A 12,080-nucleotide genomic window follows, 5' to 3' on the forward strand; every position below is an offset into this window, starting at 1 on the left:
ACACGCGAGTTAATTATGCAAACCTCTTCCAGCTCCAGGCTTGCCCTGCGGGCGCAGCCTCGCTTTGCCTTGAATCCGCTTACTACCTTGGTATTCAAGGTGCTGGCCATCGCGCCTGGTGCATGGGGCATACAGGGCGCATGGGCGCAAGAGGTGCAGTTCAACGACGCATTCCTGCCTGAGGACTCGCGTAACCTCGACCTTGATAAATACCAGACCGGCAATCCGGTGACGCCGGGGCAATACCGCGCCGATGTGTTGCTCAACGGCCAGTTGAACAGCCGCCAGGACATCCGCATCGAAGCGCAGCCCGACGGCAGCAAACCGGTGGTGTGCATGGACCATGGGTTGCTTGAACGTCAGGGCGTGGACATGTCCAAGCTGTCCGAACCGCTGGACACCACAGGCTGCGTGTCTTTGGGCAGTTTGATCCAACGTGCCAGTGCGAGTTTTTCACCGGAGAACCAGGCGCTCGACCTCAGCATTCCTCAGGCCGCCTTGAAGCGTAATTCCCGGGGTTACGTCAGCCCTGAGTTATGGGACCGCGGTGTAACCGCCGGCATGCTCAGTTATACCTTCAACGCCAACCGTAATCGCACCCGTACGGGCGACTATGACTCGGCGTTCATGGGCCTTAATGCCGGTCTCAACCTGGGCGACTGGCGCTTGCGCCACAACGCGTCGATGAGCTGGCAGTCGCGCCAGGGCAACAAGTACCAGGCTCTGGACACCTACGCTCAACGTGATGTGACGGCGCTGAAAAGCCAGTTGACGGTGGGGGAGTCCAACACCAGCGGCGAGATCTTCGACACCTTGTCGTTTCGCGGCGTGCAGTTGGCCAGCGATGACCGCATGCTGCCTGATTCCATGCGCGGTTATGCCCCGGTCATCCGTGGCATTGCCCGCACCAACGCTCGCGTGACCATTCGCCAGGCCGGCAACGTCCTGTTGGAGACTACCGTAGCGCCGGGTGCTTTCGTGATCGATGACCTGTACTCCACCGGCTACGGCGGTGACCTTAACGTGAGCGTTGCCGAGGCAGACGGCACCGAACAGAACTTTATCGTGCCCTATGCCTCGGTCAGCCAGTTGTTGCGCCCCGGTACCTCGCGGTTCAGCTTCACCGCCGGTGAAACCCGCAACAACTTTGTCGACCAACAGGCACGCGTGCTGCAAGGCACGCTGCAGTACGGCCTGAACAACACGTTCACAGGCTTCGGTGGCCTGCAGTCGAGCGACCACTACACGGCGCTGCTCACGGGCCTGGCGTTTGGCACGCCCATCGGCGCCATGGCGGTGGACGTGACTCACGCACAGACCGAGCTGGCTGCCGGGACGGCCAAAGGGCAGAGCATGCGCGTGTCCTATAGCAAGAATGTACTCAGTACCGGCAGCAACTTCTCGGTGGCGGCTTACCGTTTTTCTACCGGTGACTACCTGGATTTCAGCAATGCCGTGCAACTGGTGGATGCCGAGAAAAATGGTTGGGACACCCGCATGTTCGGGCGCCCGCGCAGCCGCCTGTCCATCACCGCAGACCAGACGTTGGGGCCTTGGGGCCAAGTGACCCTCAGCGGCTATGCGCAGAATTACTGGAACCAGCCGGGCAGTGATGTGCAGTACCAGTTCAGCTACAGCAAGCAATTCAATCGCGTGAGTTTCAGCGTGAACGCCAATCGCAGCCGCATGGGCCTGGGCGATATGGAGAACAGCTTCCTGCTGACTATGAGCATGCCCCTGGAGTTTGGTGGGTCTGGTTATGGCCCACAGGTGACGGCGCAGGTTGGCCGTGACACGCGCGGCAACTACAGCGAGCAGGCCGGCATCAGCGGCACCGCGGGCGACGATCGCCAGTACGGCTACGGCGCAACCTTCGGGCATGACGGTGGCAGCAATACCAAGAGTGTGGCGCTTAATGGGCAGTACACCGGCGCCCGGTCGATGCTCAGTGCCGCACTGGGGCGTGGCGACGGCTACACCAGTGCTTCCGTGGGTGCCAGCGGCACGCTGGTGGCCCATGCCGACGGTATGACCATGACGCCTTATCGCGGCGAGACCATGGCGGTGATCAGCGCGCCGGGTGCGCAGGGTGCCAAGGTGTCGGGCTATCCAGGTCTGAGGCTTGATGCAAGCGGTAACGCCGTGGTGCCGTATTTGCGCCCCTATGAATTGAACGAGGTCGCCATCGACCCGATCGGCAGTTCCCTGGACGTTGAATTCAACGAAACCAGCCAGCAGGTCGCGCCGCGTGCCGGCGCCGTAGTGCACCTCAAATACACCACCAACCAGGGGCGGGCAGTACTGCTCAATGTGCGCCTGGACGATGGCAACAGTTTGCCGTTCGGTGCCGGCGTAACGGACGGCGAAGGCGCCACGGTGGGCGTGGTCGGGCAGGGCGGTCAGCTCTACGCACGCATCAAGCCGGACACCCGCCAGTTGCTGATCAACTGGGGCAGCAAAGCGCATCAGCAGTGTGCGTTGGTCATTCCACCGGGCCCGGGCGAGGGCCAGCAGTTGCAGCAGCTGGACGCCGTGTGTGCGGCAGGCAAACAGGTCGCTGACCGCGTGCGGCCCAACACTATGCAAAAGGTACCGTTATGAACATCAGGGCGTTGATCAACTCGGGATTGGCAGTTATGGCGTTGTGGGCTGCAGCCAACACGGCCATGGCGGTCACGTGCACCTACATGAATGGCATCCAGCCAGCGAATGGCTCCATGCCGTTGCAAATATCGGCGATCACCGTCGGGCGCGATGTGCCGGTAGGCGCCGAAGTTTATCGACAGAAGTTCAGCATGGCCGCGGGCCAGGCGGTAAAGCTGGAGTGCCTGTATGCCCCATATGAACAGTCGACCGAGTTTACGGTTGATTCGGGCTATGGCCTGGCCAATGTGACCAGCGGGGTGTATGCCAACAAAGTCTACAGAACCAGCATTCAAGGACTAGGGGTCGCCTTCACTAGCACGGGCGGCCCTCTGCCAAGGGCAACGAGCAAAATTTGGACCTCGTGTACGCCGGGCTGGCGGTGCCTGGTCCCGTTTGACGGACCTTCCAATTTTGAATTGGTATTAATCAAACTGGGCGATGTGGAACCGGGCGTGTTGGTGGGCAATACGTTGCCGACCGTGAGCCTATTTGGCAGTTTTGGCGACGCCAGAATGCTGGGCTTCAAAATGGGTATCTCCGGCACTATCCAGATTGTCTCGCGCACCTGCAGCACGCCGGATGTGAACGTACCTATGGGTACACATCAGACCAAGACGTTTACCGGAGTAAACACTGCCAGCGCCTGGGTCGATTTTGCCATTCGATTAAATGATTGCCCGGCGTTTACGGGGACCTTCAGGACCACAGGTCCCGGTTGGATTTCCCAGAGTGGCAATTCACCCTCCGGCAGCAGCACGCCTGGCACCGTGGTCAATAACACCCTGCAATATCGCGTCGACCCAGCACGGGCAGCGATCAACGGCGGAAATGGCGTACTGAGCCTCGACCCTACAACGGGCCGCAGTGCACCCGCCGCCACAGGCGTAGGTGTGCAGGTCGCAACCCCCAACGGAATCGGCTTGCCTTTAGCGACGAATCAAAACAGTGGCCTGGCCCTGCGAGTGACCGAAAGCAGCTATTCAATCCCGTTGCGCGCCCGTTATCTGCAAACCCAGTCCAAGGTCACGCCGGGGCCGGCCAACGCGTCGGCGACGTTTACGATTATTTATCAGTGATGGAGTACGTAAGACTAATCGCGAGGATGCGAAAGATGCCAAATAAAGCACTCAGGATTCTGATCGCAGATGACCAGCATTTCTCCCGGTTGAGGATCGAGCGTGCCCTGAACCATCTGGGTTACTACCGGATTGCGCCGATGCACCGGCTGGAGGAGGTATTAAGCGCGCTGGAGTATGACTGCGAACCCTTGGACCTGCTGATCATCAACGCTTCACTGGTGAAAGGCGTGAAATTTGATCTGTTTTCGTTCTGCATGGACAACCCGTACTTGCGTTACGCATTGATCTACGATGAAAGGCAATCGGGTATCCCGGCGTTTCTGGTGTGCCGTCAGGACAAGGTATTGATCAGTGCATTGCCGTTGCCGGACCTCGACACGCTCACCCAGCTCATGGCCAGGGTTGATCCCAGCCTTGTGATACCTGCACGCAACAGAGAAGTGGGGGCGTAACTTCACTGTGGCTCTCCAGCTCTTGCGAGGGCCATATCCCCTGCGCGATGATCTGGCACCCTCAGCGCCTGGAGAACAGTGATGCAATCGCTACCCATCCCGCCCTCCATCAAGGGTGCGTTACTTGAGCTGCGCCCGCTGGAAGCCGGGGATTTCGAGGCCCTGTATGGCGTCGCCTGTGATCCGTTGATCTGGGCCCAGCACCCCAACCCAACGCGCTATCAGGAACTAGTGTTTCGCGAATGGTTCGAGCAGGCGCTGACTTCACCCAGCGTACTGGTGGTGATCGACCGTGAGAGCAGCAGGGTGGTGGGCAGCTCTCGTTACTACGACTTCAGTGAGCAGCAACGTGAGGTAGCCATCGGGTACACGTTTCTGGCGCGTGAAAAATGGGGCGGCGGGGCCAATGGCGAGCTTAAGCGCCTGATGCTCAAGCACGCCTTTCAGTGGGTCGATACCGTATGGTTCCACGTCGGCGCCGGCAACATTCGCTCGCAACGGGCAATGGAGAAAATCGGCGGGCAGCTTTCGCATACCTCAATAAAAACCTTCGCAGGGCGTTCGCAAGAGAATCGTTTTTATAAAGTTGAGCGGGCTGCATTTGAGCGGGCCGAAACAGGCAATTGAAACCAAAACCTGACGCCAGCCTAAATGGCAGGGCCTTTGAGCTCGATCCGATTATCATCCGGGTCATTGAAATATATCGACCAGCCTGTCCCGTCTGCGCCATAGCGCTTCTGCGCCTTTTCCGCGAACACACCCGCTTCAGCCAAGTGGCTGATAATGGCTGATTCATCAAAAGGCTCAACCCTGAGGCAGACGTGATCGACATTATGCCTTTGCTTGCCCGCCGGCTCGCCGCCTTCACGACCGATCGACCCATTCACATCGACCAGGTCAATCAGGGACGTCCCGGCACTCAGGTGGATCATGCCGAGGTCATCACGGCGCTTTTTGACCTCACAGCCCAGTACCGAGGTGTAAAACGCCAGGCTGCGGGTGATGTCTTTCACGCGTAAAACAACATGATCTATATGTTGGATTGAAAAAGTGCGCATTGCGATCATTCCTGTTTGATCATTGGTTTTGGTGTCGCCAAAGTCTTCAACTTAGCTGATTCTGGAAAACGAGTGCTGCATTTAACCCGTGGCATCGGCCCAGGACAGTCAGCCAACCCGCTTGGTGAATGCCAGGTTGGCTGCGTAGATCACTGATCTGACAAGGTTTTTCAGCTCAGGATGAGCACGATAAAGGTGCGCCTCGACCTTGCATCCAAGCGCCGGGGTCTATATATTCCCAACCCTGAAACACCGCGCTACCGCCCGAATGGCGAAACTGGTAGACGCATGGGACTTAAAATCCCCCGCTCGTAAGGGCGTCCCGGTTCGATTCCGGGTTCGGGCACCATATTACATTCCACTGGAAGCTGTTAAGTTCCCTGGAAGCCTTGAAAAACCTGCCTTCTGGCGGGTTTTTTTGTTTCTGCGTTCCGTCGAACTTTCGTCCGGTCTTCAGAAATCCGATGGTTTTAGGATGCGGAAAAGCGGATTGAAGACGTTAAGTCCACTATTAGTGACTGCACGCCGCTCCCTCCAAAGCCCGAAGACGAAGATGGCGAGTTCCCCTTGTAACTGAAGTATGAGATTTGCGAGCCCCGCCCTGCGCGGGGTTTTTATTGCCTCAAATTTGGCTGTAGCAGGAAAGCTCTCGGGAGGTCTGGACGCGGTATCGCCGGTAATGCAGCGGTATGAGAACTCGGCGGCCTAGCATCAATTGCCTGCTTCTAGCTTCAGTCTTTCAATTGCGCGAGTGCATCCATATTCGACGGCTTTATTGAGATAGGTGAGTTGTTCTTGTTTGAGATGCTGTCGTGACATCTCGGTCGAAACACTCATATAGAGGTTGGCGCGAAAACCCTTCTCATCAAGCAATGCAATTACATTGTTGTCGGAGGCGCGACTGCGATCGCAGCCTGGCATCAACGTTGGCAGGGGGTAGTACTTGCTGAACAAGGTATCACTGCCAGGCAGTGCGTCGATTAGCGATCGGAATCCTGGTGTTTTTGCTTCATCAAGGCAGTAATTGATCATTTGTACTCCGGCTGGAGTAAAGCCCTGGCTCAGGCTAGCCCTTAGAAGGGGGCAGACTTGATCGACAGCTTGCTCGTAAGGTTCAAAAAGCGAAGATATCCATGCTAACCGGTACTGCGCTGCTGGATTTCCCTCAGCTGCTGAACGCCGGAGCAGAGGCATTCCTGCCTCGAAGAGTGGCTTAATCTCACTCCTGAATTTTTCTTTTGTCTGCTCAGAGAGCGGCGTGCTGGCAGGTAGCTTGTTTCGAGTGTTCATGAGTTCATTTTGTGCATCGTCGATCTGTTTCAAGTAGGGCAATGCTTTGAAATAGAACTCTTCACTTTCGAGTGGGTGAATGACGTTTTCTGCGTATGTGAATGTTGAGAAAGACAACAGAAGCGCTAGCGAGAGGTGCTCGACGTTTGTTATTGCCACGGCTCCATCCTTTTCATGTTTGCATGGGCTAAGACAGTAAGGCGGGCCAGTTGCTCGCCACTGAAGTGGGTGCTTAATCACGCGGGTTCAACAGACAAGCCTAAACGCTTGCCCAGAGCCGCAAGGGCTTTCTCGATAGCTTCCATCTTGGACGAGTGGAGGAAGTCCACCAGGCGATCACCTTGTGTCTGAGCCAGGCCTAGGAGTCGGCACAGATCGGCCTTGCGCATATCTCGCGCCATCATCTCGTTCCAGAGGATGATCTTCGCCACGGTGACGGCTGGCAAGTAGATGACTTGTTCACCTGGCTCTGGTGCGGACGCCTCTGGAATAGCTCGGCGCTGATCCACGTAGATGGACAGAGTTGTTTCAATCGCGTCCACCGCTTCACTGATGGCGTGTTCTTTGTCGTCGCCGTAGCTGTTCAGCTCTGGCAGGTCGCGGCAGAACACGGCCAGCCCTGGTGCGCTGTCTTGCTCAAAGCGGGTTGCGTAGTTGTACATGGTCACTCCTTGGAGGTGATCGCCCAGCGTTCAGATGTGGTGAAGGGGCTCTCGGAGCCCCAGTTGTTTAATGAACGCCTTGCGGGTCGGTTTTGGCATTTCTTTACTGCCGTGATCCGCGAAGGTGCCTCTGTTGCCGTTTGGGGCGATGACTTTGAAGTGGCTCCCTTTGCCTGCTTCGAAGGTCACCCCTTGGGCCTTCAACCATCTTCTGAATTCGCTGGACTTCATCACCTCGCCTGGTTGTTTGGATGAATCCAGCATACAACGTTTTTGTGGTGGTACTACAATTTTGATTTATTTGAATTTGGAGTAACGATGGATCCTACTGACCTCGGCCCAGGCACAGCTACCTGGCTGGGCGGTAGCGCCACCGTAGTGCTGGGCGGCTTGCTTTGGCTGCGCCGATTCCTTTCCAAGGATGGGACCGATCGGGCAATGGACAGCGCCGACATCGGCACCCTAAAGCGGCTAAACGAACTCCTGAACCAGGAGCGCGCCGCCCGTAAAGAGGCCGAGGCCCTCGCCGATCAGTTTGCGAAGGAGCGGAATGACCTAGCCGCCGCAGTAGGCCGCATGGAAGGCAAGATCGAGGCCCTGACCAGTCAGGTCGCCCAATTCACTGACCGCGTTACGCAGCAGAGTGACGAAATCACTCGCCTGCGTACCAAGCTGGGAGGTATCGCCTGATGGAAAGATGCGCATTGGAATTTATCGCCCGCCGCTGGTGGCGCCGGACTGAGGTCTGGGCCATTGCCGTCGCGCTGGTGGGTGGCGGGTTGGTGCTGGGCTATCAGGCCGCCTACTGGTCGCTCGCCGAAAAGCAGAGCGACCAGGTGCGGGACATCCGCAAGGCCCACGACGCCGCGATGACCGAGCGCGACCGGTTGCTGGAAGAGCTGACCCGCAAGGCCGGAACTGCCGCTGACAAAGCCAACAAGGCCGCAACCACTGCCGCGCAGGCTGCCGATAAGGCAGATGAAGCCCTCAACCGGGCAACGCAGTAATCCGCGCCACGTTTTCGTAACTCACAAATTGTGGCGCGGAATGCACCGAGGACATCGCCATGGCTTCGAATACCAATTCCTCCAAGACTGTCACCCTGTTGGGCGGGATCGCGCCTGTGATCATCGTCCTGGCAGTGGCGGCCTTCAGCTTCGTGTGACGCTACGAAAGTAATCGTAACCAAGCTTCTGGGGGCGGCTGAGGTCGAGTTCCTGCGTAAGGGGGTGGTTGTTCACCGCGAGTGGTTCACCGGTAAGACCAACTCCCGGTAGCCATCCTGACATTTCCCCGATCCTTCGCGACCTTTGCTTTTACTCAGAGCAAAGCGGCAACGCGTTGATGCTTTGGTCGGTTTTTGTAACAGATTGTTTGCGGCGGGCGCAGAAACCTATAAAGTTAACCTTTCGGTCAGCTTTGCACTGTCAACTCCAGCCTTTTGCTTCCAGCGAAAGCGCTCCTGCAAGATCGAAACCCCAGAACATAACTAAAAGGGCGGACCCATAACCGCCCAGAGGATGATCCATGTCCAACCGTGATATTTCCCGGCGTTCGTTCCTTCAGGGCGGGCTGGTGGCGGGTGTGAGCGTGACGCTTACACCGCTCAGCACCCAGGCGCTGGCTGCCTTGATGGAAAACAGCGTGACCGTGCCGTCCGAGCAATGGCTCGGTAACAACGGCAAGGCGCGCTCGCGTAACGACGCCTTGTCCAAGGTCTGCGGCAGCAAGGTGTTTGCCCGCGACATCCGCGCCAAGGACATGCCAGGCTGGCCGCAGCAGCAGGGCCACGCCATGTTGCTGAAGATAACCAAGGCCGATCGCATCTACGCCGGCTACGATTTGTCGTGGCTCGGTGCTGACTTGCAGCCTGACCGCATTGTGACCGCCGCCGACCTGGACAAGGACGGTATCGTCTTCCCGGAAGAACACGCGCCGGATCCGCTGCTGCCGGAAGGCAAAGTGCCGATGTTCATCGGTCACCCTGTGGCGATCCTGATCTGGAACGACTTCGAGCGTTTCCGTCAGGCCAAGGCCAAACTCAAATTCAATGATAAAGCCATCCGTTACGGCGCCCAGGCGCCGTACTACGAACGTGACCCTTACGGCAGCTTCCGCTACGTGCGCGTCGGCGGTGCGACCTCGGCGGACGAGGATGAATTCGCCAGCCTCAAGGATTCGATCCTGTTCCCGATGCTGAAAAACCGTCGCCCGGTATGGAATTCCCAGCCGGACCTGCACGGCAACCTGACCGAGCGCGGGCTGTTTTACGCCGACCGGATGCAGCAGCAAATCGATGCGCCGCCCGACAACTGGCTGGTGTTCGACGAGCGCTACAAAACCCCGTCGATTGAACCGGCCGCGATGGAACCGGACAACGGCAACGGCTGGTACGACCCGGCCACCAAAACTTTGCACTTTGTTGTCGCGACCCAATGCCCGCTGGAAGCCGCCACCGAAACCGCGAAGATGATCGCCCCATCGCGCTTCGGCCTGGCGAATCTGAATATGCACCCGGGCTACACCGTCGGTTATGGTTCCAAGGACCACAACATTTTTGTCTACTACGCAGCCCTCGCGGCGTTGTACGGCGCCGGCGTGCCGGTGCGCCTGGCCAACGACCGCTATGAGCAGTTCCAGAGTGGCATCAAGCGTCACCCGTTCGACATCCGCTACCAATTGGCGGTGGACAAAAACGATCACAGTTTCCAGATTTTTCGCGCCGAGATGAATGTCGATGGCGGCGGGCGGATCAACTACAGCCCTTCGGTGGCAGCGGTTGGCGCCACGGCAGCGCAGTCTATCTACTATGTGCCGCAGAACGATTTGCAGGTCACTGCCTACCATTCCCGCGCGGTTGAAGCGGGTTCGATGCGCGGTTACGGCACCCTGCAGAGCATGGCCTCGACCGAGATGATGGTCGACGAAATCGCCGGGCGTCTGGGCATCGACGCCATCGACCTGCGCAAGAAAAACGCCCTGCTGTCGGGCATGAAAAACACCCAGGGCGCGGTGCCTGCCGGGGCGTTGCGCTTACACGAGATTCTCGACAAAGCGGCTGCCCACGACGTCTGGAAAAACCGCGACCAAATCAAAAAGACGCGCGAAGCCGCTGACCCGGATAACTGGTATGGCGTGGGTTTTGCCATCTGCCAAAAAGACTTCGGCACCGGTTCCGAGGCTCCGATGGCCAGCATCGAGTTCACCGCCGAAGGCCACGTGACGTTGCGCCATATCGGCATTGAAATCGGCACCGGCATGTCCACTTCGCAAGCGCTGGTGGTGGCGGATTTCATCGGCATCCCGGCCACGCAAGTGAAGACCGGCGAAACCGAATGGGAAGAGTTGCAACTGATCACGGGCGGCAACCCTTACGTGATGAGCCAGGCCGAACAGGATGGTTTCCTGCGCAACCCGCGTTGGGTCGGCAAATTGGCGTCGGCCTCGTCGGCGACCAACTCGGCGTACTACTTCAGCCACGCCACCCGTGAAGCCTCACGGGTGCTGTTCAACCACGGCCTGTGGCCGGCGGCGTTGCAGATCTGGGGCCAAGGCCCTTACGGCGGCCAGGCCAACCCGTATGTGGTGCGCCGCGAAGACGCGCATTGGGTTGACGGCAAGCTCACCGCCAATGGCATGCAGCCGCTGAGTTTTGCGCAATTAGCTAAACACGCGCATGAAAAAGGTCTGGTGACCGGCGCTACCGTGCACGGCTTCAACCGCTGGAGCTGGGCCGAGGCCGACTACAGCATCGACGGCGTGCGCGAGCGCCTGCCGCTCGACGGTCTGGCCGTGAAGTACGGCGACGGCGCGCCGAAGGCGAAACTGGCGCAGATGACCAGCAACGGTTTCCACTTGCTGGATCGCCAGAACGTCCACTACCCGGACACCCAGTTGAACAACGCGGCGGTGACTTACTACAGCCCGGTCGCAACACTGGTGGAATTGAAAGTGAACAAGGGCTCGGCCGAAGTGCAAGTGCTCAACCATCACTCGTGGGTCGAGTGCGGTCGGGTGCTGGTGGAAGAACTGGTCAAGGGCCAGCTTGAAGGCGGGATCGCCATGGGCATTGGCCATGCGTTGATGGAAGAGATGCCGCTGTATGAAGGCGGGCCGGGCGAGGGGGACTGGAATTTCAACCGTTACCGTTTGCCGATGGCCCGCCACGTTGCGGTGTGGAACCAGACGGCCGAAATCCTGCCGCCGCTGTCGCCGAGTGACCCGTCCAAGGGCATTGCCGAAGTGGTGATGATCCCGATTGTCGGCGCCATCGGTAACGCCGTGGCCCACGCCATTGGCAAACGTGTCCGCGACCTGCCTATCACTTCTGCGCGCATCAAGGAGGCCCTCAATGGCTAACCGTCCGTTTCAACTGACCCTCAACGGTCAATCCGTCGGCCCGGTGGACATCCCTGATGACCTGCCGATGATCGATTACCTGCACGAATACAAAAACCTCACCGGCTCGCGGCTCGGCTGTGGCCAGGGTATTTGCCACGCCTGTGTGGTGATCGTCGACAACCCGGACGGCACCAGCGAAGAAGTGCGCACCTGCATCACGGGAGCACACTATTTCGAAGGCAAAAAAGTCCGCACCATCGAAGGCCACGCAACCCGCGACGAGCAGGGCAAAGTCACTGAGCTGAACCCGATCCAGCAGCGTTTTGTCGATGAATTCGCCTTCCAGTGCAGCTACTGCGCGCCGGGTTTCGTGAATGCCGCGACCGTGCTGGTCGAGAAGCTGCAGCGTCAGCCCATCGTCAAAAGCCAGCTGGAAAAAGTCATCGAGGACAGCCTCGGCCACCACATCTGTCGCTGCACCGGCTACGTGCGTTACTACAACGCGACCCGCAATGTGCTGACCGATCTCGGCCTGGTCAAGGAGGGTTGAGC

General features: G+C 58.6%; 12 protein-coding genes and 1 tRNA gene. 9 read left to right on the forward strand and 4 right to left on the reverse strand.

Translation table 11 applies throughout. The annotated features are described in order from the left end of the window. Nucleotides 1-15: 15 nt before the first annotated feature. The 4 genes from P5706_RS15160 (at nucleotide 16) to P5706_RS15175 (ending at nucleotide 4,804) form a co-directional block, all read left to right on the forward strand. A complete protein-coding gene (locus P5706_RS15160; protein ID WP_285679773.1) occupies nucleotides 16-2,601 on the forward strand; it encodes a fimbria/pilus outer membrane usher protein in 2,586 nt (861 codons plus the stop codon). Beyond that, complete coding sequence (locus P5706_RS15165; RefSeq protein ID WP_285679774.1) at nucleotides 2,598-3,722, forward strand: fimbrial protein; 1,125 nt, start codon at nucleotides 2,598-2,600, stop codon at nucleotides 3,720-3,722. The genes P5706_RS15160 and P5706_RS15165 overlap by 4 nt, the downstream gene beginning before the upstream one ends. 35 nt (nucleotides 3,723-3,757) lie before the next feature. Continuing rightward, nucleotides 3,758-4,177, forward strand: coding sequence for a response regulator (locus tag P5706_RS15170; RefSeq protein WP_285679776.1), 420 nt, complete (start codon nucleotides 3,758-3,760; stop codon nucleotides 4,175-4,177). Between the two features lie 81 nt (nucleotides 4,178-4,258). Further along, a complete protein-coding gene (locus tag P5706_RS15175) occupies nucleotides 4,259-4,804 on the forward strand; it encodes a GNAT family N-acetyltransferase (protein WP_285679779.1) in 546 nt (181 codons plus the stop codon). A gap of 20 nt (nucleotides 4,805-4,824) precedes the next feature. On the opposite strand, the gene P5706_RS15180 is transcribed toward P5706_RS15175, so the two are convergent. Beyond that, nucleotides 4,825-5,235, reverse strand: coding sequence for a VOC family protein (locus P5706_RS15180; RefSeq protein ID WP_285679782.1), 411 nt, complete (start codon nucleotides 5,233-5,235; stop codon nucleotides 4,825-4,827). Between the two features lie 262 nt (nucleotides 5,236-5,497). On the opposite strand from P5706_RS15180, the gene P5706_RS15185 reads away from it, so the two are divergent. Then, a tRNA-Leu gene (locus tag P5706_RS15185) sits at nucleotides 5,498-5,584 on the forward strand. 362 nt (nucleotides 5,585-5,946) lie between these two features. On the opposite strand, the gene P5706_RS15190 is transcribed toward P5706_RS15185, so the two are convergent. From P5706_RS15190 to P5706_RS15200, 3 genes are all read right to left on the reverse strand, one after another. Continuing rightward, nucleotides 5,947-6,684, reverse strand: a complete 738-nt coding sequence (locus P5706_RS15190) for a hypothetical protein (protein ID WP_285679784.1) — start codon at nucleotides 6,682-6,684, stop codon at nucleotides 5,947-5,949. A gap of 77 nt (nucleotides 6,685-6,761) precedes the next feature. Beyond that, nucleotides 6,762-7,187: a type II toxin-antitoxin system HicB family antitoxin gene (locus P5706_RS15195; protein ID WP_285679786.1), complete on the reverse strand. Its 426-nt coding sequence runs from the start codon at nucleotides 7,185-7,187 to the stop codon at nucleotides 6,762-6,764. Nucleotides 7,188-7,217: 30 nt separating this feature from the next. Further along, nucleotides 7,218-7,418, reverse strand: coding sequence for a type II toxin-antitoxin system HicA family toxin (locus P5706_RS15200; RefSeq protein ID WP_285679788.1), 201 nt, complete (start codon nucleotides 7,416-7,418; stop codon nucleotides 7,218-7,220). A gap of 87 nt (nucleotides 7,419-7,505) precedes the next feature. Between P5706_RS15200 and P5706_RS15205 the strand changes: the two genes are divergently transcribed. The 4 genes from P5706_RS15205 (at nucleotide 7,506) to P5706_RS15220 (ending at nucleotide 12,078) form a co-directional block, all read left to right on the forward strand. Beyond that, nucleotides 7,506-7,877: a chemotaxis protein gene (locus tag P5706_RS15205; protein ID WP_285679790.1), complete on the forward strand. Its 372-nt coding sequence runs from the start codon at nucleotides 7,506-7,508 to the stop codon at nucleotides 7,875-7,877. Next, entirely contained in the window at nucleotides 7,877-8,194 is a 318-nt protein-coding gene (locus tag P5706_RS15210; RefSeq protein WP_285679792.1) for a hypothetical protein, read from the forward strand. Before P5706_RS15205 ends, P5706_RS15210 begins: the two co-directional genes overlap by 1 nt. 520 nt (nucleotides 8,195-8,714) lie before the next feature. Next, on the forward strand, nucleotides 8,715-11,546 hold the full coding sequence (locus tag P5706_RS15215) for a xanthine dehydrogenase family protein molybdopterin-binding subunit (RefSeq protein ID WP_285679794.1): 2,832 nt from the start codon (nucleotides 8,715-8,717) through the stop codon (nucleotides 11,544-11,546). Further along, nucleotides 11,539-12,078 (forward strand): (2Fe-2S)-binding protein, encoded by a 540-nt coding sequence (locus tag P5706_RS15220; RefSeq protein ID WP_138817807.1) that lies wholly within the window; start codon nucleotides 11,539-11,541, stop codon nucleotides 12,076-12,078. The genes P5706_RS15215 and P5706_RS15220 overlap by 8 nt, the downstream gene beginning before the upstream one ends. The last annotated feature ends 2 nt before the right edge of the window (nucleotides 12,079-12,080 follow it).

Source organism: Pseudomonas sp. ChxA (assembly GCF_030263855.1).
GTDB classification, from domain to species: Bacteria; Pseudomonadota; Gammaproteobacteria; order Pseudomonadales; family Pseudomonadaceae; genus Aquipseudomonas; species Aquipseudomonas fluorescens_CB.